This is a genomic window from Flagellimonas zhangzhouensis (assembly GCF_900102925.1).
Lineage (GTDB): Bacteria > Bacteroidota > Bacteroidia > Flavobacteriales > Flavobacteriaceae > Flagellimonas > Flagellimonas zhangzhouensis.
Window position 1 is genome coordinate 249,228 of sequence record NZ_FNKI01000002.1, and the last position, 22,541, is coordinate 271,768.

General features: G+C 39.6%; 21 protein-coding genes. 13 read left to right on the top strand and 8 right to left on the bottom strand.

All coding sequences use genetic code 11. The annotated features are described in order from the left end of the window. Nucleotides 1–97 precede the first annotated feature (97 nt). The 3 genes from BLQ18_RS16890 to rho all read right to left on the bottom strand — a co-directional run bounded on the left by BLQ18_RS16890 (nt 98) and on the right by rho (nt 3,192). The gene (locus BLQ18_RS16890; protein WP_139150377.1) at nt 98–397 is read right to left on the bottom strand and encodes a hypothetical protein; all 300 of its coding nucleotides are present in this window, start codon (nt 395–397) and stop codon (nt 98–100) included. 395 nt (nt 398–792) lie between these two features. Further along, nucleotides 793–1,455, bottom strand: a complete 663-nt coding sequence (locus tag BLQ18_RS07895) for a hypothetical protein (protein ID WP_139150378.1) — start codon at nt 1,453–1,455, stop codon at nt 793–795. Nucleotides 1,456–1,587: 132 nt separating this feature from the next. Further along, entirely contained in the window at nt 1,588–3,192 is a 1,605-nt protein-coding gene (rho, locus tag BLQ18_RS07900; RefSeq protein WP_090294016.1) for a transcription termination factor Rho, read from the bottom strand. 190 nt (nt 3,193–3,382) lie between these two features. Here rho and BLQ18_RS07905 point away from each other — a divergent pair, with 190 nt between their 5' ends. After that, nucleotides 3,383–3,793 (top strand): DUF4293 domain-containing protein, encoded by a 411-nt coding sequence (locus BLQ18_RS07905; RefSeq protein WP_090294018.1) that lies wholly within the window; start codon nt 3,383–3,385, stop codon nt 3,791–3,793. Nucleotides 3,794–3,852: 59 nt separating this feature from the next. Here the strand turns inward: BLQ18_RS07905 and BLQ18_RS07910 are convergent, their stop codons facing one another. Next, nucleotides 3,853–4,347, bottom strand: coding sequence for a metallophosphoesterase family protein (locus BLQ18_RS07910; protein ID WP_090294019.1), 495 nt, complete (start codon nt 4,345–4,347; stop codon nt 3,853–3,855). 88 nt (nt 4,348–4,435) lie between these two features. On the opposite strand from BLQ18_RS07910, the gene truA reads away from it, so the two are divergent. Both truA and BLQ18_RS07920 read left to right on the top strand, forming a co-directional pair. Continuing rightward, nucleotides 4,436–5,185 (top strand): tRNA pseudouridine(38-40) synthase TruA, encoded by a 750-nt coding sequence (gene truA / locus BLQ18_RS07915; RefSeq protein WP_090294021.1) that lies wholly within the window; start codon nt 4,436–4,438, stop codon nt 5,183–5,185. After that, entirely contained in the window at nt 5,175–6,947 is a 1,773-nt protein-coding gene (locus tag BLQ18_RS07920; RefSeq protein ID WP_090294022.1) for an ABC transporter ATP-binding protein, read from the top strand. The genes truA and BLQ18_RS07920 overlap by 11 nt, the downstream gene beginning before the upstream one ends. A gap of 3 nt (nt 6,948–6,950) precedes the next feature. On the opposite strand, the gene BLQ18_RS07925 is transcribed toward BLQ18_RS07920, so the two are convergent. Genes BLQ18_RS07925 through folP form a run of 3 tightly spaced genes read right to left on the bottom strand, consistent with a single transcriptional unit; the run spans nt 6,951 to nt 9,393 of the window. Next, the gene (locus tag BLQ18_RS07925; protein ID WP_090294025.1) at nt 6,951–7,730 is read right to left on the bottom strand and encodes a DUF3667 domain-containing protein; all 780 of its coding nucleotides are present in this window, start codon (nt 7,728–7,730) and stop codon (nt 6,951–6,953) included. Continuing rightward, the gene (gene cdaA / locus BLQ18_RS07930) at nt 7,727–8,515 is read right to left on the bottom strand and encodes a diadenylate cyclase CdaA (RefSeq protein WP_090294028.1); all 789 of its coding nucleotides are present in this window, start codon (nt 8,513–8,515) and stop codon (nt 7,727–7,729) included. The genes BLQ18_RS07925 and cdaA overlap by 4 nt, the downstream gene beginning before the upstream one ends. A 44-nt stretch (nt 8,516–8,559) precedes the next feature. Further along, complete coding sequence (folP, locus tag BLQ18_RS07935) at nt 8,560–9,393, bottom strand: dihydropteroate synthase (RefSeq protein ID WP_090294031.1); 834 nt, start codon at nt 9,391–9,393, stop codon at nt 8,560–8,562. Between the two features lie 94 nt (nt 9,394–9,487). On the opposite strand from folP, the gene BLQ18_RS07940 reads away from it, so the two are divergent. The 6 genes from BLQ18_RS07940 to BLQ18_RS07965 all read left to right on the top strand — a co-directional run bounded on the left by BLQ18_RS07940 (nt 9,488) and on the right by BLQ18_RS07965 (nt 13,879). Then, nucleotides 9,488–10,039, top strand: coding sequence for a DUF1599 domain-containing protein (locus tag BLQ18_RS07940; RefSeq protein ID WP_090294033.1), 552 nt, complete (start codon nt 9,488–9,490; stop codon nt 10,037–10,039). Between the two features lie 105 nt (nt 10,040–10,144). After that, nucleotides 10,145–11,239: a BT_3928 family protein gene (locus tag BLQ18_RS07945; RefSeq protein WP_090294035.1), complete on the top strand. Its 1,095-nt coding sequence runs from the start codon at nt 10,145–10,147 to the stop codon at nt 11,237–11,239. 26 nt (nt 11,240–11,265) lie between these two features. After that, nucleotides 11,266–12,015 (top strand): triose-phosphate isomerase, encoded by a 750-nt coding sequence (gene tpiA / locus BLQ18_RS07950; RefSeq protein WP_090294038.1) that lies wholly within the window; start codon nt 11,266–11,268, stop codon nt 12,013–12,015. A 6-nt stretch (nt 12,016–12,021) separates the two neighbouring features. After that, nucleotides 12,022–12,855, top strand: a complete 834-nt coding sequence (gene prmA, locus BLQ18_RS07955; protein WP_090294040.1) for a 50S ribosomal protein L11 methyltransferase — start codon at nt 12,022–12,024, stop codon at nt 12,853–12,855. A 22-nt stretch (nt 12,856–12,877) separates the two neighbouring features. Next, nucleotides 12,878–13,153, top strand: a complete 276-nt coding sequence (locus tag BLQ18_RS07960; RefSeq protein WP_090294042.1) for an ATP-dependent Clp protease adaptor ClpS — start codon at nt 12,878–12,880, stop codon at nt 13,151–13,153. A gap of 123 nt (nt 13,154–13,276) precedes the next feature. Next, complete coding sequence (locus BLQ18_RS07965; protein WP_090294045.1) at nt 13,277–13,879, top strand: hypothetical protein; 603 nt, start codon at nt 13,277–13,279, stop codon at nt 13,877–13,879. A 60-nt stretch (nt 13,880–13,939) separates the two neighbouring features. Here the strand turns inward: BLQ18_RS07965 and BLQ18_RS07970 are convergent, their stop codons facing one another. Next, nucleotides 13,940–15,547 carry an amidohydrolase family protein gene (locus tag BLQ18_RS07970; protein ID WP_090294047.1) on the bottom strand — a complete coding sequence of 536 codons (1,608 nt, stop codon included), beginning with the start codon at nt 15,545–15,547 and terminating at the stop codon, nt 13,940–13,942. A 218-nt stretch (nt 15,548–15,765) separates the two neighbouring features. On the opposite strand from BLQ18_RS07970, the gene BLQ18_RS07975 reads away from it, so the two are divergent. Genes BLQ18_RS07975 through BLQ18_RS07990 form a run of 4 tightly spaced genes read left to right on the top strand, consistent with a single transcriptional unit; the run spans nt 15,766 to nt 22,539 of the window. Continuing rightward, entirely contained in the window at nt 15,766–18,537 is a 2,772-nt protein-coding gene (locus BLQ18_RS07975) for a TonB-dependent receptor (protein WP_090294050.1), read from the top strand. Next, complete coding sequence (locus BLQ18_RS07980; protein ID WP_090294052.1) at nt 18,537–19,850, top strand: DUF4249 domain-containing protein; 1,314 nt, start codon at nt 18,537–18,539, stop codon at nt 19,848–19,850. The genes BLQ18_RS07975 and BLQ18_RS07980 overlap by 1 nt, the downstream gene beginning before the upstream one ends. Beyond that, nucleotides 19,847–21,187, top strand: a complete 1,341-nt coding sequence (locus tag BLQ18_RS07985; RefSeq protein ID WP_090294055.1) for a DUF4249 domain-containing protein — start codon at nt 19,847–19,849, stop codon at nt 21,185–21,187. Before BLQ18_RS07980 ends, BLQ18_RS07985 begins: the two co-directional genes overlap by 4 nt. Nucleotides 21,188–21,192: 5 nt before the next feature. Beyond that, the gene (locus BLQ18_RS07990; RefSeq protein ID WP_175443733.1) at nt 21,193–22,539 is read left to right on the top strand and encodes a DUF4249 domain-containing protein; all 1,347 of its coding nucleotides are present in this window, start codon (nt 21,193–21,195) and stop codon (nt 22,537–22,539) included. The last annotated feature ends 2 nt before the right edge of the window (nt 22,540–22,541 follow it).

Genomic DNA, 22,541 nt, shown 5'->3' on the forward strand with positions numbered 1-22,541 from the left:
TGAATTGTAACCTCTTAAATTACAGTGAATTTATAGGGTTGTAAATGTAATAAAAAAGCCTCCGTTGAAGGAGGCTTTAATTTTTTTAAAACACTGATTACCTAAATGCTCTTCGTTTGCTAATGATCAGTCCAAAAATTATGGTGCCGTACATTAAAACTATTGAAGTTAATAGTAGCGGGCGTAAAATGGCACGTATTCCAATATCCAAATCTTTTATTTTGTACGACAAGGAAATTAAGGGGAAGGGTAAATAGAACATTAATAGCGCAATACTTACCCAAACCATAAGGTTGTCCTTTAAAGCTGGATATCTTCCTTCGTCCTTTTTTTCTTTAAAATAAATCACAATCAAGAAAACCAGGATTATTGAGCCAATAATATGGGCATTGCTCATTCCATTGTGCAAAGGATTAAAGATGATTGCATTTACGATGTAAGCAATAGAGCAAAGGTAACTTCCGTAACGAGCCCATTTTTGATGTTTTTTATTTTTGAGAACCTTTCGATAGACTTCGAAGAAAAAAAGAAAAAAAACCAATTGGTAAAGATTGTAAATAATGACATTGTGCCAAGAATAGCGTATGTCAGAAAAAAATTGGAAGTCATTACTATATTTAATAAATGTGCCTAGTAACTCTGTGAAAAAAGTATAGATAATTATCATGGGTAGATACTTCAAAGGTGTGTCAAAATACCTTCGGTATCTGTACAAGGCTACAATCCAAGTAATTAGATAAAGGGGGACATAAAAAACCTCAACCAAATATTTATAAAAATCTTGAAGCATTTTTAAAAATCACCATATGGTGGAGGGCCTGAACTACCGTGGTTTAAGTTAAGACTGGTGTCATCTTGTAAAAAAACGGGCAGCATGCTGGCGTATGATTTGTCATTGCTATCAGTTGAACCAGTTTCAGTACTGCCCACTGCATCCTTGATCAATTTGGCATTGCCATCTGCTCCAATATAAAATCCGTAATCTTCGCCATCTACCTTAATGGTTGGTACAATAAAAATAGAATTTTGTCTAGGGTGCACCACTTTTTTTCCATCAGGGAAATCAGGAGTGTTGGGGTAATTGGCGAAATAAAAACGCAATGAGGAGATGTCTACATTAGCTTCTTTGGCCTCTTGTTCTATGTAGGCCATATATTGTTTGATGTCTGAATAGGTAAATGAAGTGAAGCGAGAAGCCTCAAACTTTTCATCTGGATATTGCTCCAATTCCATACGCTCAATCATATCCACTCTATTTTTAGTGTAATTATCATAAAGCGATTTTGACTCATCCAGCGATATAATGCCTTTAGGTGGGGCTACGGGTTCTGCTTCAACGGGTTCGGAAGTTGTAGGGGCGGTGGATTCATCTTTTTTGGCTCCTTGTTGGCAACTGCCCAACAATAAAAGCACAGACCCTAGCACAGCAAGGGTTCCTTTGTGAATGTTTTTCATGGTATAAGTGTTTAAAAGTTCAGTTTTTGGGGAAACCGATTTAAAGATAAAGCATTTCTTTAAATGCATGTAATAAAAAACCCTCCAAAAAATAGTGGAGGGTTTCTAAGTTATGTATTCTAAAGGGATAATCTAGTTGTTCATGGTGAGCAAAAACTCCTCATTGTTTTTGGTCTGCTTAATGCGTTGCTCCATAAACTCCATAGCTTCCACAGGGTTCATATCCGCTAAATATTTGCGCATAATCCACATACGTTGAATAGTGTTTTCATCCAACAGAAGATCATCTCTACGTGTTGAAGAAGAAATAAGATCAATGGCTGGGAAAATTCTACGGTTGGAGATTCTACGATCCAACTGAAGTTCCATGTTACCTGTACCTTTAAATTCCTCGAAGATCACCTCGTCCATTTTAGAACCGGTTTCTGTCAATGCAGTGGCGATAATGGAAAGGGAACCACCATTTTCAATATTACGGGCCGCACCAAAGAAACGTTTTGGTTTGTGCAATGCGTTGGCATCCACACCACCACTCAATACTTTACCAGAGGCTGGTTGTACGGTGTTGTAGGCACGGGCCAAACGGGTAATGGAATCCAATAGGATCACCACATCGTGTCCGCATTCAACCAATCTTTTTGCTTTGTCCAATACAATATTGGCCACTCTTACGTGCTCTGAAGCTTCTTTATCAAAAGTAGAAGCCACAACCTCACCGCGCACATTACGTTGCATATCGGTAACCTCTTCAGGACGTTCATCAATCAATAATATAATTTGATAAACCTCTGGGTGGTTAGCGGCAATTGCGTTGGCAATGTCCTTAAGCAACATGGTTTTACCTGTTTTAGGCTGGGAAACGATCATTCCCCTTTGTCCTTTTCCAATTGGAGAGAACAAATCCATGATTCTTGTGGAAATGGTACTTTGTTTTTCGGCCAATTTGAATTTTTCCTTAGGAAATAAAGGAGTCAAGTGTTCAAAGGCCACGCGGTCACGAACCACTTGAGGGTCCAATCCGTTAATTTTGTTTACCTTAATTAAAGGGAAATATTTTTCACCTTCTTTTGGAGGTCTGATGTTTCCTAAAACGGTATCACCTGATTTTAGACCAAATAACCTGATCTGTGATTGGGAAACATAAATATCGTCTGGAGAAGAAAGATAGTTGTAATCGGAAGATCTTAAAAATCCGTAACCATCTTGCATAATATCCAGAACACCTTCACTCTCAATAATGCTGTCGAACTCATATTCAGGTTCTTTGTACCTGTTTTTTAAATCCTTATCAAAATTACTGCTCTTTTTTTCGTGTTGGTTTTTGTGTTGCTGGTTGTTGTTCCTGCGGTTGTTGTTTTGATTCTTTTGGTTGTTATTGTTGTTTTGTCTGTTGTCCTTTTTCTGAGGCTGCTGACTATTTGAATCATCACTTTTTTGATGCGTTTCTTTTTTGGGGGCAGCTTTTGGTTTGGAATCTTCTTTTTTGTCCGTAACAGAATCATTTGATTTATTGCGGGGAGTCCTAGTGCGTTTTGGTTTAGGAGCAGATTTTTCCTCTGTGGAGGTAGGGGCGGCAACGGTTTCTGCAACCGCTTTGGGGTTGGAAGCCTGAACGTCTAAAATTTGATAGACCAAATCCAATTTTTTTAAAGTCTTGAATTTGGGAACGTTAAGGTCTTTTGCAATCTCTTGCAACTCAGGAAGCTTTTTAGCTTTTAGATCTGAAATCTCAAACATTAAGTAAAGAAATAAGTTAAACTTGTGTGATTCTAAATATGAAGTAAGGTTATTTTGGATGCTACAGGAAGAAAGAGTTCCTAGGTAGGTGCTTGCTAATAACGACACAATAATACGAATTATTTTTCAAGAATATCGTTTCAATTCCCAAAAAGACGCCTATTTTTGCAATTCGAAATCAATTTGCACAATGATTCAACGAATTCAGACGTTTTTTTTATTGGTAGTAGGCCTAATTTCGGGCGTATTGCCATTTTTTCTGAATCTTTGGGTTGAAGTTAACGGTAAGGAAGTCTTTGCCCAAGATGAAGTTCTTGTAAGCCTCGTCTTTTATGTGGTGACCGTATTGGCGGTGGTTTCAATTTTAATGTACAAAAAGCGACAAAATCAATTTGTGGTAAACAGATTGAATATGATATTAAATCTTTTTTTACTAGGATTTTTCGTTTATCGATCGCTAAGCTTATCCGGAGAAACTGTTGTTTCTGAGAAGGGTATTGGGATGCTGATTCCTGTATTTTCTATCGTTTTTCTGGTCCTGGCAAACAGGGCTATCAAAAAGGATGAAGATCTTGTAAAATCTGTTGATCGCTTACGTTGAACCTAACATCTTAGTAGTATTAGTGCGAAAAAACCCTGGCTCCGGCCGGGGTTTTTACTTTAGCGTTTGCCCAATTCAATTACTTCCAAATCAGAGATTTTATCCCCGTTGATTACAAAGCGGAGCATGGTTCTAACTTGATGAAATCCGTGCTTGCCACAAGCCCCGGGATTCATGTGCAACAAGTTCAGTTTTTTGTCATGCATTACTTTTAAAATATGGGAATGTCCACATATAAAGAGTTTTGGCGGGTTGTTTTTGATTTCATCCCGTACCCGAATATTGTAGCGGTTAGGGTAGCCACCAATATGGGTGATCCAAACATCCACACCCTCGCACATAAATCGATTGTTTTCTGGAAATTCCTTTTGGATCACATGGTCGTCAATGTTGCCGTGAACCCCTCGTACAGGCTTTAAAGCCTCCAGTTTGTCCGTTACTGATAAATTGCCAATATCTCCGGCATGCCAGATTTCATCAGCCTGCGCAGCGTATTTTAAAATGGTGTCATCAATGTGTCCGTGGGTGTCGGAGAGCAATAAAACCTTGGTCATAACGCTAAAAATATGCTAAAAAAATCCGCTTGGAAATATGTTGGTGGGGATTGAATTATCTTTATCGACTTAAAAGTAAGGGATTCCATTGAGATACTTCATCCAATTTTCATATTTCGGCAAGGCATATCACGGTTGGCAAAACCAACCTAATGCCATTACGGTGCAAGAAGTTTTGGAAAAGGGATTAAGTACCTTGCTTCGGAAAAGAATAGAAGTAGTTGGTGCAGGGAGAACCGATGCGGGGGTACATGCCAAACAAATGTTTGCCCATTTTGATTTTGAAACAATTGAAGATACCGAAGAGTTGGTGTACAGATTGAATTCCTTTTTGCCCGATGATGTTGCTGTGCAGGGCATTTTTGAAATGGTGCCAAGTGCACATGCAAGGTTTGATGCCACAGAACGTACTTATGAATATTGGTTGGTTAAAGAAAAGAACCCTTTTTATTTTGATTTGGCCCATTGTGTTTTGCAACCTTTGGATTTGGATGTCATGAACCAAGCAGGAGCTTTGCTTTTGGATTATTCCGATTTTGAATGTTTTTCCAAATCCAATACAGATGTCAAGACGTTTACTTGTGATGTGCGACATGCTCAATGGGAAATAAAGGAAGATAAATGGGTGTTCACCATTACGGCAGACCGTTTTTTACGAAATATGGTGCGTGCGGTGGTCGGTACCTTATTGGATGTGGGGCAAGGCAGAATAACCCCCGAGCACATTCATAAAATTATAGAAAGTAAGGACAGGGCAGAAGCTGGTGTTTCTGTACCTGCAAAAGGATTATATTTGACCAAGGTTTTATATCCAAAAGATATTTTTAATGAGCGATAGTAAGGATACAGGAAAAGCGTTTGATTTTAGGCTCTTCAAACGTGTGTTTTCATATACCAAGCCCTATAGTGGCATTTTTTGGTTGGTGGCCATTGTTGCCATTTTATCCGCAGCTTTTGCTATTGGAATTCCAATTTTGGTGAAGGACATCATCAATCAATCCTTGGAAAGTAAAGACAGTGAGCAATTGTTGAATGCTGTTTTATTGATGTTGGTCTTCCTTTTAGGTCAAGTAACGACCCAGTTGCTGTTCAATTATTTTGCGAATCTTTTGGGCGAATCGGTAATCAAGGATATCCGCATAAAGCTATTCACAAAAATGACTGGTTTTAAAATGACCTACTTCGATAAATCTTCCATAGGTGTTTTGGTAACAAGGGCCGTAGCCGATATGCAACGTATCGGGGAAATTTTTAGTCAAGGATTTTTTATGATCGTTGCTGATGCCTTAAAAATGTTGTCCGCGGCAATTATTATGCTTGTCATCAATTGGAAGTTGGCCTTGATTGTTTTTGCCATTCTACCTATAATTTTGATTGCTACTCGTCTGTTTCAACAAGCCATGAAAGTTGCTTTTGTTGAAGTGCGTGCACAAGTGTCCAACTTGAATTCTTTTGTTCAGGAGCGGATTGCTGGAATGAAAATAGTGCAATTGTTCAACCGTGAAGAAATTGAAAAGGAAAAGTTCAGAGTCATCAACGAAAAACACCAAAATGCTTGGTTGAAAACTGTTTGGTACAACTCCATATTTTTTCCGATTGCTGAAATTTCCAACTCCATTGGTATCGGATTGGTGGTGTATTTTGGAGTAATTCAGAATATAGAAAATGTTGGAATGGACAACAAGGGGGCGATTGTTGCCTTCTTTTTCCTGATGGATCTATTGTTCCGTCCATTGCGCCAGATTGCAGATAAATTCAATACCCTTCAAATGGGAATGGTGGCTGCGAACCGAGTATTCAAAATTTTGGATACGGATAGCCATATTGCCGATGAGGGCACTGTGGAGAAGGCCGATGTAAAAGGGGATATTGAGTTTAAAGATGTACATTTTGGTTACGTTCCAGATGAAGAGGTGCTTCATGGTATTAACTTTAAGGTAAATGCAGGTGAAACTGTGGCCATAGTTGGGGCGACAGGAGCAGGAAAATCCACGATCATTAATTTGCTTAACCGTTTTTACGAAATCAATTCAGGGCAAATATTGGTGGATAATGTATGTTTGAAAGACTATACGTTACATTCTTTGCGATCACATATTGCCATTGTACTGCAAGATGTATTTTTGTTTGCCGATACCATTGCGCACAACATTTCACTGCGTGATGAAAATATATCCATAGAACAAATTGAAGAAGCGGCCAAACAAATTGGGGTGCACGAATTTGTTTCCAGTCTTCCTGGGGGCTACCAATATAATGTAAAGGAAAGAGGAAGTATGCTTTCCAGCGGTCAGCGCCAATTGATCGCTTTCTTGCGCGCCTATGTGAGCAATCCTAGTATTTTGATTTTGGACGAGGCAACATCTTCTGTGGATACCTATTCCGAGCAATTGATCCAACAGGCTACAGACAAAATTACCGAGGGCAGGACTTCTATTATTATTGCCCACCGTTTGGCGACCATCAAAAAAGCGGATAAGATTATTGTGATGGATGCTGGAGAAATCGTTGAGATTGGCAATCACAAAGAACTTCTAGAAAACGGAGGGTATTACTCAGACCTGTACAATGCCCAATTTTTGGCAGAGGAAGTGGCTTAATTGTTATTTTTCTGGAGGCAACATGTCTTGTAAAGTCAATTCCCCAGTTAATAACATAATGATTGGGAATAAGGTGGATGTCATGATATATAAAACTCCAAATAACAAATTGAATAAGATAAGTCGGGTAACAATTGCTAAACCTTTTGAGCTTGACGTGCGAATCACCACATAACTTGCATAGACTAGCATGTACAAGGATCCATACATGGAAAAAGTCATATAATTTTCAGGTGCTATAATAAGAAGTAATAAGGATGGTAGAAAAATTACAATGCTAAAATGGGATAAGGCATACATGAAAATAATGGTCCGCTCTGCGAAGTTGTATTTTTTCTCATCAAAACATAACCAACCTGCTATAGCCATTAATGGGATAAAGATGATGAAAATCAATGACTGATAATCCATGACAAATGCCATTAATTTTTTCTGGTAATCCGTTTCTATCCCAACATCGAATATGTCAAATTGCATAAAGTCTATGGACTTGGTCATCATAAAAATTAGAAGACCGGAAAGCGTTAATGCAATTCCCAAATAGCTTATCGGGTTTAGATATTTTTTGCGAAGTCCATGAATATAACCTTCAATTACAATTTCAGGTTTGGTAAACAAGTGAATAAAAGTATTCACAAAGGTGTTGTCCAGATTAAAGTATCGATCAAGAACATCGAACCAGAGATATTTAATCGTGATTCTATTTCGAATTACCTTTCCACCACAATTGGGACAATACAAGTAGTCGGTTCTTAATTTGGCTTCACAATTTTTGCACGTCATTGCTCCAAATCCTTTTTAAGTTTTTTGGTCAACTCCTCGGGGCCCTTAAAAGGAATAAAATCCCCGTTTTTTATATAAGAAATTGCTCCAGTTTCCTCACTTACCACCAAACAAACCGCATCGGTTTTTTCCGTGATACCCACCGCTGCTCGGTGTCTAAGTCCAAATCGTAACGGAATATTTCTATCGTTGGAAACGGGTAAAATCACACGTGTGGCAGTGATAAAATTATCTTGAATCACAATGGCGCCATCGTGTAAAGGGCTATTTTTAAAAAAGATACTTTCCAGAATAGGTTGGGTGATTTCAATATTCATGGCATCACCAGTAGACATTACAAAATCCAAGGCATTGTTGCGTTCAATCACAATAATGGCTCCTGTTTTGGTGCTTCCCATCTTTTCACAGGCACCAACGATGGATTCAACATCTGTTTTGGTGACAATAACATCCTGCTTCATGAATTTAAAGTGCTTCAGGAAATTTCGTTTTTTAGCAAAATTGGTGGACCCGATCATCAACAAAAACTTTCGTATTTCTTGCTGAAAAACTATGATCAATGCTATCAATCCAATGTTCATGAATCCACCTACCATACTGCTGATCATTTTCATTTGAAGCAGTTCGGTCAATTTCCAAAGCGCCCAAACAATAACGATTCCAATAAAAATATTGATGGCAACAGTTCCTCGAACCAATTTATAAACGTAGTAGAGCAAAGCTGCCACGAGGAGTATATCTATGATATCCGTAACTTGAAAATCGAGAAAATTTAGAAAATCCAATAGCAGTGTTTTTGTAAAATTAGCAAAAATAGAAGAACCAATGCCTAGAGTGCATTGGCTTTCAACGCTTCTACAAGTTTAACACATTCCACGGCTTCTTGTACATCGTGTGCCCGAATAATATTTGCGCCTTTTAACAAGGCAATGGTATGTAGGGCCGTGGTGCCATTCAAAGCTTCTTTAGGGTTGGATTGCAAAACTTTATAAATCATTGATTTTCTGCTTAACCCAATCAAAATGGGGAAACCAAAGGTTTTAAACAAATCTAGATGATTGAGCAAGGTGTAGTTTTGTTCTGTTGTTTTGGCAAATCCAAACCCTGGGTCAATGATGATGTCGTTTATTTTTTTTGAGGTGGCCTCTGCCACTTTTTCTGAAAAATAGGTTCGCAAATCCATTAGAAGGTCTTCATAAACAATCTCTTTTTGCATGGATTGTGGCGTACCTTTCATGTGCATCATAATGTAGGGCACCTGCAATTCAGCAATCACATCGAACATAGCTTCGTCCAAATTCCCTGCGGCAATGTCGTTGATGATGGCAGCGCCGTGTGCAACACTTTCGGAGGCAACTTTACTGCGAAAAGTATCAATTGAAATCAAGGTGTCAGGGAAGTGTTTCAAGACCAAATCAACAATAGGAATCATCCTTTGCAATTCTTCATGCTCAGAAACATGTTCGGCACCAGGTCTGGAACTGTAGGCTCCCATATCTATAAAAGTGGCTCCATCGTTCAACATGCCCTCAACGCGATTCAAAATGGAAGCCTCATCTTTATAGGTTCCACCATCAAAAAAAGAATCGGGGGTAAGGTTCAAAATACCCATCACTTTGGGCACGGTAAGGTCCACCAAATCACCTTTGCAGTTTATCGTCATAAAAAATAACTCCTTTGTTGGGTTTCATTATCTTTGGCAAAGTGCACGCAAATGGGCACAATTGAACGAAATTTACGCAAATTAGCAACAATACATGCAGCAGACTTCCCAACAATACGATGCGGTGATCAAAACCTGTCGCGATTTGTTTTCAAAAAAGGCTAAAGACTACGGTACCGCATGGCGTATTTTGCGATTACCATCCCTTACAGACCAGATTTTTATTAAAGCCCAACGCATTCGAAGCCTTCAGCAAAATGAGGTTAGAAAGGTGGATGAGGGTGAACAATCTGAGTTTATTGGAATCATCAATTATTCCATTATGGCACTCATCCAAATTAAAAAAGGAGTAGTGGAGCAGCCCGATATTAATGCGGAAGAAGCCATTGCTTTGTATGATGAGCAGGTGGCCATTACCAAAAAATTAATGGAGGATAAAAATCACGATTATGGAGAAGCTTGGCGCGATATGCGTGTGAGTTCTTTAACGGATTTAATCCTTCAAAAGTTGCTTCGTGTAAAACAAATTGAAGACAATCAAGGAAATACTTTGGTAAGCGAAGGTGTAGATGCCAATTATCAAGACATGGTTAATTATGCGGTTTTTGCGCTGATCCATCTTGGGGAAGAAAAATCTAACCAATAGTTTATTGGTAGGGCACCTCAAAAGCATAACAACATTCGAACAATTTGTGCAATGGGTGTCAAACAAGTAGAGCTTTTATATATTTAGTGGTTTCAAATTTATACAATGAAATATATCGTTTGGATATCTAGGATAATAGTCGGAGTACTATTTATTATTAGTGGATGGATCAAGTTAAATGACCCCATGGGATTTTCCTTTAAGTTGGAAGAATATTTTAGCCCTGGAGTGCTGGATTTACCTTTTTTAACACCAATTGCCTTGGGGATTTCCATTTTTGTGGTGATTGTTGAGGTGATTTTAGGCATACTTCTTTTAATAGGATTTAAGCCAAAATTTACGGTCTGGAGTTTACTTTTGATGATAGTTTTCTTCACATTCCTTACTTTTTATTCTGCTTATTTTAATAAAGTTACCGACTGCGGTTGTTTTGGAGATGCAGTGAAATTGACCCCTTGGGAATCTTTCACTAAAGATGTGATATTATTGGTGTTCATTTTGATTTTATTCTTCGGAAGAAAATACATTACGCCACTTTTTACACCGAAAATCAATTGGATTATTGGGGGAGTGGCTTTAGTGGCTTGCGCATGGTTTGCCAATCATGTGCTAAACCATTTGCCAACCGTTGATTTTAGACCTTATAAAATTGGAGCTAATATTCAAGAAGGGATGTCGGTACCAGAAGGAGCTGCAGAACCGATTTACGAATACGCATGGCGCTTTAAAGTAAATGGGGAAGATAAAATTTATACCACTGCTGGGGAGTACCCTAGTGTAGATGGTGAATTTATTGATGTGGAAACCACAGAGATTCAAAAAGGTTACGAACCTCCAATTCATGATTTTACCATAGAGCAGGACGGTGTAGATTATGCAGGTAAGGTGCTAAACCTAGAAAAATTAATGATGGTGGTAGCGTACGATTTGAAGAAAAGCAATTATGAAGCTTTCAAAGAAATAGCCGAAGTGGCGGCAAAGGCCAAACAAAATGGTTATCGAGTAATAGGTATGTCAGCATCAAGCAAAGAAATGACAGATGAGCTTAAGGTTGAGTATGGACTGGACTTTGAATTTTTCTTTACTGATGAAACAACATTAAAGACCATTGTCCGCTCCAATCCAGCGGTACTGACCCTTAAAAAGGGAACCATCCAACAAAAAGTACATTACAACGATTTGGATAAACTTACTTTCTAAACAATAACACAAGAAAAACAAATATCATGAGAACAAAGATTGTGGCAGGAAACTGGAAGATGAATAAAAACCTTCAGGAGACGGAGGCATTGTTGACTGAACTTTCCGCCAAACTACCCGATACGAATGCAACAGTTATTGTGGCACCAACATTTGTGAACTTGCAAGCAGCACAAACAGCTCTTGGTAGTTCAACCATTAAAGTGGCTGCACAGAATATGCATTTTGCAGAAAGCGGAGCCTACACTGGAGAGATTTCTGCTGATATGTTATTGAGCCTAGACATTGACACTGTTATTTTGGGTCACTCAGAAAGACGCGCTTATTTTGGTGAGGATGATGAATTATTGGCTAAAAAAGTAAACACCGCGATCGAAAAAGGATTGAAAACCATTTTCTGTTTTGGTGAAGAATTGGAAGATAGAAAATCTGATAAGCATTTTGATGTGGTTGAAAGCCAGCTTAAAAACGCATTGTTTAGTTTGGATGCCAGTGCTTGGAAAAATATTGTCTTGGCCTACGAGCCTGTTTGGGCTATCGGAACAGGAGAAACAGCTTCACCAGAGCAAGCTCAAGAAATGCATGCTTTTATTAGAAAAACCATTTCCGATGCTTTCGGTGCTGCCGTAGCAGATGAGGTTTCTATTTTATATGGAGGAAGTGTAAAGCCTGGAAATGCTGGAGAAATTTTCGGTAAACCAGACGTAGATGGTGGTTTAATTGGAGGTGCTTCTTTGGTTGCCGACGATTTCGTGGCCATTATCGCTGCTATTTAATTATATATGTCCTTGGTTTATTTAGAATTCGATTTTAAGGTAGACCCTGCCCAACCCGCAAGTGATATTCTAATTGCGGAGTTGGGTGAACTGGGCTTTGAAAGTTTTGTGGAAAACGAAACTGGGGTTCTGGCGTATATTCTTAAATCTGAATGGGAAGAGGCTAACCTCAGCCATCTTTTTGTACTTCAAAACCCAAATTTTAAAATCACTTGGACCACAAAGGAAATTGAACAGCAGAACTGGAATGCCGAATGGGAACGGAATTTCCATCCCATAAAAGTGGGTGACAGGTGCATGGTTCGCGCTCCTTTTCACCAAGCAGAACCTGTGGATTTCGATATTGTTATTGAGCCTAAAATGAGCTTTGGAACAGGGCACCATGAAACCACCCATATGATGCTTCAGCATATTTTGGATAATGATTTTGAAGGGAAATCAGTACTGGATATGGGATGCGGTACTGGAGTGTTGGCCATTTTGGCAAAAATGAAAGGTGCTGGCTATACCGAGGCGATTGATATTGATGAATGGTGCTTTTTGAATACTGAGGAAAATGTGGAGCGAAATAATTGCTCCGATATCAAGGCAATGCAGGGTGATGTTAGTTTGCTGGGAGATAGTAAATACGATGTGATTCTTGCCAATATCAATCGAAATATTCTATTGGAAGATATTCCGAATTACGTGAAATGCCTGAATAAAGGAGGGTCTTTATTTTTAAGTGGCTTCTATTTAGAGGATTTGGATGTGATTTCTGCAAAATGTGCTGCCCATGGTTTGGAATTTGAGAAAAAAATGGAGAAGAACCGCTGGATTTCAGCAAAATATGTAAATTAGAGAGAAGTAAATCTCAGAATTTATGGGCACTAGGGAAAAAGAAATGGAAGATGTCCTTCTGGAGGAAGAGACGATAAAGGAACATGAAATTGTACTTTTTAATGATGATGTGAACACCTTCGACCACGTTATCGAAACACTGATCAATGTATGTGAGCATACTCCAGAACAAGCAGAACAATGCTCATTGATTGTGCATTACAATGGAAAATGTACGGTCAAAACAGGAGAATATGATATCCTAAAACCCAAATGCACTAAATTATTGCAAGCAGGCCTCAGTGCAGAAATCATGTAGACATTGTGAAATTAATTAATGGATGTTCCTTTTGTATGAAATGGAGCTGACTTTATATATAAAAAAACGAGAATATCTAAATCCACTTAACCAACACCAACCATTAACCCTCCTATCTAAAAAATGAGCGAATTTTTTAAGGCCGAACTAAAAGATCGTTTTTTAGATTATGCCTTGAGCAGAACCGATTACTTCGAAATCCAAACCTTGTACGATGAATATTTACGACCCAATTACAGTTTGGAGTTCGTGGTGAAACTGGTACAGGACATTTTGGATTATGACCCTTCTCTTTTAGATGTAATGAGTGGCAATGGTATGGATTTGTTTTTATTGGCTTCAACGCCAAGTACCGAAGATTTTTTGGATGAAGGCGGATTTATGCATTTGTATGTAAAGGAAGAGGAAAAATGGGATGTGTTTTTAGATCAGATGTCCAGTACAAGGAAAATTTCCAAGGAGGATAAAAAACAGATCAAGCGGCATTCTCCCAGTTTGAAACGAGAGAAAACCATGTTGTTCGGATTGGTTGCTGCTGTTGCCTTTAGTTTTTTGTTTACGGTGTTCAGTATGATAAATGGCGCATTCTTGCAACCTGAATATGTGCCAGCCGATGAGTTTGAACGCAAACTGGAATATTTAAGGGAACAATATATTATGGAAAATGAACGCTTGCGACAAGAATTGAATGCAATGAAACAGGCTTCGGATACTTTGAACCTGTGATTCATCAAGAATAAAAAAAGGCAGCCATTTGGCTGCCTTTTATTTTTGGTTCAATGCGTTTTAATCCTTTATTCCTGGTTGGGTGATTTTGTAACCCGTTTCAGCTTTGGTGTCTTTTACTATTTTCTTTACATCCTCCAAAAGCTGTTTTGCGTCGTAGATGATTCCATCCTTGATAGTGTATTTTACGCCGCCAACACGCTCAATGGTATTGTCTTCCTGTAACTGAATAGCTCCAGTACCGTATAAGGCTTTAAAGTTTTCCAATGGATTTTCTTCCACAATTACAAAATCTGCTAGTTTCCCAGCTGTAACTGTTCCAATTTGGTCATCCATGCCCAAGGCTTCAGCACCGTTTAATGTGGCTGCCTTGATCACTTCCAACGGGTGGAATCCTGCTTCGCGCATAAGCTCCATCTCTCTTGGATAGGCAAAACCGTACAATTGGTAAATGAAACCAGCATCAGTACCCACAGTTACTCGACCACCCCTGTTTTTGTACTCATTCAAAAAGGTCATCCAAAGTTTGTAATTCTGCTTCCAGTTGATTTCTTGTTCGGTACCCCAATAATGCCAATATGAACCATGTGATTGTCTGCTAGGCGCATAAAAATCCCAAAGGGAAGGCAAGGTGTATTCCTCATGCCATTCGGCACGTCTTGCTCTTTGAAGGTCACGGTTAGCCTCATAAATCACCATGGTTGGGGAAATGGAGAAATCCAATGAAATCAATTCATCCATGACGGCATTCCATTTATCTGAAAATGGTTTTGCTGCTTGGGCCCACAATTGACCTGCTTCGCCAAAACGGTCTTGTTCGTTCTGGTAATTGTAATCCAAGGAATAGTCTTGTACCGTTCTATCTTCGAACATAGCCTCAGGTAGTCCGTACCAATGCTCCATGGAGGTTAATCCAGCACGTGCACTGTTTAATACATTCCAACGGCCTACATAAAGCTGGGCATGGTGCGTTTTGGAACGCAATCCCAATTTTTTGTTTTCATCCAAGGCTGCCGTCATTACCTCAGGAAGTCCACCGCCAAATTTGATGCCATCAGCACCTTTTTTGGCATTGGCACGCACCCATTCACGAGCTGCTTCGGGAGTGGTAATATCCATTCTTCCGCGCTCCCCATTCAAATTATTGCCAAACCAATTATAGGCTTTAATTCGAGGTGCAGTGATTTCGTTATTATTACTTTTATTCTTTTGATCCAAGACCCAATCAATTCCATTTCCAGAACCTGGGTCACAAATGGTAGTGATACCATGTCCCAACCACAATTTATACACATATTCAGCAGGAGTGCCTTGAGGAATTCCTCCAATATGGGCATGGGTGTCTACAAAGCCAGGGAGTAGGTACATGCCCTCGGCATTCAGTTCTTTCCCACCCGGTTTAAGTTGAGGCCTTCTGTTTGGGTTGATGTCCATTCCAGGAAAACCAACTACTTGGACAGATACAATTTTGTTGTTTTCCACAACAATGTCCACAGGTCCAATAGGAGGGGATAGGGTGCCATCGATTACTGTGACCCCGCGAATAATGAATTGGGACCATGGTCCTTCTCCTTCGCTCCGAAGTGGTGCTTTTTCGATTTGGGCATGCAGTTGCAACCCAAATAGGGCACAGGTAAGAAGTAAAAAGCTGATTTTGAGGTTTTTCATAATGAATTCGTTTTGGTTGGTTTATGGTATTGACAATTTTTTGTTCTTTTCAATTGCAAAATGATAAGTTGAATTTGAAATAATTATCATTTTGTGTGTTAGATTGAAATGACTTCAAAAATTCCATTGCTAATTTAATTAACCTATTGGTTTTTTGTTAAATTGTAGTAAGCTAATTCATTTAACCATTGCTATATTTTCGTAATTACTCCGCCAAAATGGCTAAAATTGTGGGTGTTTTGTTCCTTTTTATATCTGGACATTTCGCAAACGCACAAGAAGCCAATATCACTATTTCTGGGAATGCCAAAACCACTTCCGAATTCTTCGAGGAACTTGAGGAGGCATCTGGCTATTCGTTTTTTTACCTCAAAGATTGGTTGGGAGACGTTAAGATCGATCAAGATTTTCAAGAGGCATCTTTATTCGATATTCTAACCTCGGTATTGTCTGGAACTCAGTTGAACTTTTACATTTCTGAAAAGGAAAATCGTGTTTTTTTATTGCAGAACAGTATTGTTTACGATCAACTCCCTGGAAATTTCTTTGGAATAACCGACACCACATCAACCCAAGAGAGTGTAATCGTCAACCAAAATTTACCGCCCCCCGCATTTTATAAAGAGGCAACAGTGCAAACAGCAAACAAGTTGCCTTTGGTCCGCATTGGTAGGGCAGATAGGCAAGATTTAAAATCGTCCTACAGGTTGTCAGGAAAAGCAATGAATTCGAGAACAGGTGAAGCCATTCCTGATTTGGCAATTCGAATAAAGGGGAGTAATAGGGTAGCTATAACAGATGAACAGGGCAATTACAATATTGAGCTTCCTGCAGGTTATAATGTAATTTCCACAAGTGCGATGGGAATACGGGATATGGAAAGGGAGGTTGTGATGTATAACGATGGAAGCCTTAATCTGAACTTGGAAGAAAGTTTGGAACAATTGGATGAAGTGGTTTTGGAAGCTGATGCCATCAGAAATGTGCAGGATGCCACAACTGGAAATGAAGAAATTGTATCCGAAGAGGCAAAAAATATTCCCTTGGTATTGGGGGAACGAAATATTTTGGAAGTGGCAAAAGCACTGCCCGGAATCTCATCGGCAGGTGAGGGAGCATCAGGACTTAATGTGCGTGGAGGTAAAACAGACCAGAATTTGGTGCTTTTGGATGATGCAGTTATTTATAACCCAACCCACTTTTTTGGCATATTTCAAGCCTTGAATCCTTTTACAACCGAGCGGGTAAATATTTATAAAGGAGCACCTCCTGTTGAGTTTGGAGGAAGGCTATCTTCCGTATTTGATATAGAGACCAAGAATGGAAATACAGAAAAAATTTCTGGGGAAGGGTCCATTGGTCCGGTAACCGGGAATTTGGCATTGGAGTTTCCTATTAAAAAGGATACCTCTTCATTGATTGTGGGGGCTAGGGGTGCCTATGCCGATTGGATTCTTCGTTCATTGGATGAGGAGTCATTGAGCAATAGTCAGGCTTCATTTTTTGATGGTATCGTAAAATATCACCATAAATTCAACGAGAATAGCGAGATTCGAGGGACCGCTTATTATAGCAAGGACAACTTCAGCATAACATCAGATTCTTTATATAATTATAGTAATCGACTTTTTTCGGTGCGTTGGAATCATAAACTAAGTGAAAAAACCAATGGAACCTTATTGGCCGCGAATAGTGATTACCGTTTTGGGATTGATTTTGATGGGGAATCGAACAACGATTTCGAATTGGATTACACCATCAACGAATCGGAACTGAAATACAAATTACGTACCCGATTAAATGATAAACATAATTTGGATTATGGGGTTTCAGCAAAATATTATTCCACAAATCCAGGTAGTATAGATCCCAAGAACAGTGAATCGAATATAACGCCAGTAGACGTAGCTGATGAACAAGGGCTTGAAGGCGCACTTTTTATTGGGGACGAGTTTAAGATTTCCGATAAATTTTCAGTCGATGTTGGTGCCCGCTACGCTTTTTATGCCGCGATGGGAGAATCGACCCAATATCAATATGCAGAAGGCGAACCTAAAAGTGAGTCCACGGTGACCGATACTTTGAATTATAAAAGTGGTGAGTTTATTAAAACCTATGGTGGTCCAGAGGCAAGAGTTTCGGCCAGATATTTGTTCACTCCCGACTTTTCAATAAAGGCAAGTTTTAATAATGCCTATCAATTCATTCATACCTTATCCAACAATACAACGGTTTCTCCGATTGATACTTGGAAATTGTCGGATCTGAACATAAAACCTCAAATGGGCTATCAGGCGGCCTTGGGATTGTATAAAAACTTCAACGATAATATGTTCGAAGTAAGTTTGGAAGGCTACTACAAACTCATGGACGATGTACTGGATTTTAAAACCGGTGCAGATCTATTGTTGAATGAGAATGTAGAAACAGAGGTTTTGCAAGGAGAAGGAAAAGCCTATGGCGTTGAATTTTTGCTAAAAAAGAACAAGGGCGATTTAAACGGATGGTTGAGTTATACCTATTCCAGATCGCTTTACAAATTTGATGGTGACTCCAGCGAAGAACGAATAAACAATGGGGAGTTTTTTCCGTCCAATTTTGATAAGCCCCATGACATAAGTCTTATCGCCAATTATAGATTAACGAGACGGTTCAGTTTCTCTATGAATTTTGTGTATCAAACAGGAAGACCGATAACCTATCCTGTGGGGACCTTCAGATTCAACAATGCCGATTATGTGGTGTTCAGTGATCGAAACAAATATCGTATACCTGATTATTACCGCTTGGATTTAGGTTTCAACATTGAGGGGAACCACAAAAGGAACAAATTGGCCCACAGTTTTATTACCATTCAGGTGTACAATGTTTTGGGCAGGAACAACCCTTATTCCGTGTTTTTTGTAACAGAAGACGGAGAGGCCAAGGCATTGCAAAGCTCCATTTTTGGGATTCCCATCCCTTCCATAACCTACAATTTTAAATTTTAATGAAGCTTTATAAATATTTATATAAATGTGTTTTTGCACTAGTTCTTTTAACATGCTTTGTGGCCTGTTTAGAGGAGTTGGATATTGACACATTGGGTGATACATCTGCTAGTGATTTATTGGTGGTCGAAGCAGTGCTAACCGACGAACTCAAAACCCAGACCGTATTTCTGAGTCGAAGTGATTCCCGATTGGATTTGGAAACTGATACAATTTATAATCCATACCTTACCCCCGGGGCAACACCCTACGATTCGGTAACAGTGGAATCAGCTGCTACGGTAAAACTTTTGGGAACAGATGGTTCTGAAGTTATGTTCACCGAAGGGGAACCTGGAAAATATTATTCAAATACTCCATTTGCGTTGGCCATGGGCACACAGTATCAACTGGATATCACTACAAGTTCTGGAGACGGCTATCTATCAGACCCCATCGAAGTTGTGGGAACGGCGGGGATAACAGATGTGTATGCGGAAAGAATGATCAATGATATTGGTGTTGAAGGAGTCGCTATATATGTAGATAGTGAACCGCTTTCAGGAGACTCCCAATATTATAGGTTTGCTTACGATGAAACCTATAAGATTGAAGCCCCTCTTTGGAACCCATATGATTTTAAACTCACCAATTACGATAATACCACCAGTCCACCTACCTATAATTTGGAAATAGTTGAACGAGAAGTTCAGAACAAGATCTGTTACAACACCGTTTCATCAAATAGCATAAACGTGCTGAGTGTCGCAGGGAACTCATCCGCAAATATTAACAGGCACTTGGTGCGATTTATCAGCAGGGAAAATTTCATCATTGCCCAACGCTACAGCATTTTGGTGAAGCAATTTGTGGAATCCCAAGACGCAAACTCCTATTTTGAAATACTAAAAGATTTTTCCCAATCCGAAAGTTTATTCTCCCAAGTGCAAACCGGGCCAATTTATTCCAATGTATATCGAAAAGATGGTGCCGAAGAAAGTGTATTGGGTTATGTGGAAGCGGTTGGAGCTACAGAACAACGATTGTTCTTTAATTATGAAGATTTCTTTCCAGATGAGGAAAAACCTTCTTATGCCTTTGATTATGATTGTGGTTTTGAAACAGCCTTATTATATAATCCAGAGCCGCCGCCAGCATGCCCACAGGGATTACTGGATCGAATAGAAGCTAATATTGTTACCTACTATTCCGAATACGAGGAGAGTTTGGTGCCAGATGCATCATGTCCTGGGCCATATGTTTTTGTGCCGAAACTTTGTGGGGATTGTACTTTATTGGGAGCGAATGTTGTACCAGATTTTTGGGAGGAATGAGATGGAAAGGGAGAATATATAACGTGATTTTTGGCTTGGTCTTGCTCATTGGGCTAAGTGCATGCATAAAAGAATTGGAAATTGAGACCCTGGGTGGTGATGGAGCGGGAATGTTGGTGGTGGAAGCAAAATTCACTGATGAGCTCAAAACGCAAACCGTTTATTTGAGTCGAAGCGATTCGCGAACTGATTTGGTTACAGACACCGTTTGGAACCCATACATTCCTTTGGGGAGCAGACCGTTTGACTCTGTTACCGTAGAGTCTGGGGCCAGTCTCAAATTGGTGTCGAATACAGGAACCGAATACAATTTTACCGAAGACGGTGAGGGACAATATTTTTCGACCGACCCTTTCGCATTGGAAATGAATATGGAGTATACCTTACAAATAGCTACCCAATCTGGATCGGAATATGTTTCCGATACCATACGGCTTGCAGGTTCCTCCGAAATTAGTGGACTCTATGCCGAAAAGGCCATCAGCGAGACAGGAGTGGAAGGCGTGGCCATTTATATGGACAGTGATCCTAGTGAGGGTAGTCCAGAACACTATCGGTACGCTTTTGAGGAGACCTACAAAGTGGTGGCGCCTGACTGGCAAGAATATGATTTTCGATTGACGGATTATGATCCCTGCGCCCTGCCTGTGCCGACCTATAACTTGGAGATTGTACCTCGGGAAGTAGAGAACAAAACCTGCTACAATACGGTCTATTCTACTTCCATAGATTTGTTGAGCACGAATACAACCAACTCATCAAAGGTGTCAAGGAAAATGGTGCGGTTTATAGGGAAAGACAATTTTATCATCTCCCACCGGTACAGCATTTTGGTGAAGCAATATGTGCAATCCACTGAAGCGAATACATATTATGGGATCTTAAAGGAATTTTCAGAATCCGAAAGCCTGTTTTCCGGGATTCAACCAGGGGCATTATACGCCAATGTGAGAAGGGCAGATGGACAGGAAGAAAATGTTTTGGGGTATGTGGAGGCCACCACGGTGACCGAACAACGCTTGTTCTTTAACTACGAGGATTTTTTTCCTGGAGAGGAATTGCCGCCCTATGCTTTTGGGTGGTATGATTGTCATCCAATTTCAACCAATGAAACACATCCTTCCTATTGTTTAACAGGGGTCTCAACAGGAAATGGTGGCTGCCCACAATCCATTATTGAGCAAGTGAACATAGGGTTGATCAGTTATTATGGCCCTTATGATGAAAATATAGCGTCGATTTTTTCGTGTGAGGGTCCCTATCTTTTTGTACCCCGATTGTGTGGGGATTGTACCCTTTTGGGAGATACCGTTGTACCAGAATTTTGGGAGGAATGATTAGTATGGCAAAATACATATCAACTGTAGTTATTCCACTTATGGTAATTTCTTGTGTGGAACCTTTTGATGCCGCTTCAGAAATCGAAACTGGTGGTGATTTGGAAGGTGCTTTGATTGTTGAATCGAATATTACCAATGTAGAAAAAACGCAAAAAGTATATCTGAGCCGCATGCAGCGGGTTGAAAGTGATAGTACGGTAAATGTGGAAGAAGAAAGGTTGTTCAATGCAACCACACCTATAATAATTGAGCGAGGTCTTGAAACAAATTATGAAAGTGGAGCACAAGTGGTGGTAACGGATAACAATGGTAATAGTTATGTATTTCAAGAAACCGAAGAGGGTACTTACGAATCAGAAATTGCCTTTGCGGCCATGCCCAATACATCCTATCAATTAGCAATTACTACAGCGGATGGTGAGCACTATGAATCAGAGGCCATGGAAACTCCAGAAGTAGCACTCATTGATAATCTGTATGTGGAACGCATGGAAAGTGGAAGCGGACAGGATGGAGTGGGCATTTTTGTAGATGCCTCATTCTCTGACGGTGGCGCAAAATTATTGCGGTACAATTACGAGGAAACCTATAAAATTATTGCCCCAAAATGGACCGCGTTTGAATTTGAAATTATAAGAGAAGATAGAGAGCAAATAGAATACAGCAATGGAGAAACGGAGGTTTTGCATCCAGACGTTCGATTAGTGCCAAGAGCTAGAGAGGAAAGGGTATGCTATAGAACTGATTTGTCCAACGAAGAAGTGCTTCTCAATGCCAATGTGTTAAGTGGAACAGTTGCCAAAAAAAATCTCGTACGTTTTATCAGCAATCAAAACCCTATAATTTCCCATCGCTACAGTATTTTGGTAAAACAAATGGCAGTGTCGGCCAAATCCTATGAGTTTTATGAGCGTTTGGTGGCTTTTTCGCAGAGCGAGTCCTTGTTCAGTCAAATTCAACCAGGTAGATTGGAAGGCAATGTTTTGGATGTGGATGGAAGCACTACAGTAATTGGCTTTTTTGACGTAAGTACCGAGGTGCAACAGCGCCTTTATTTCAATTATGAGGACCTGTTTCCCGGAGAACCTTTACCACCGTATTTTGGAGAATTTGATTGTGAAAGACCAGTTTCTCCACAAATTCCTAATCCTGAAAGGGATGGACCTACTCCGCCGTTGGATAAATGTCCACAAGATTTAATAACTCGGGTTAAACTAGGTTTGGTAGAATATTGGGAAGATAATTATGATCCAGGATTATGCGAAGGGCCTTATTGGGTGGTTCCGGCCATTTGTGGTGATTGCAATGTAGTTGGAAGTAACATAGTACCCGATTTTTGGGAAGAATAAAA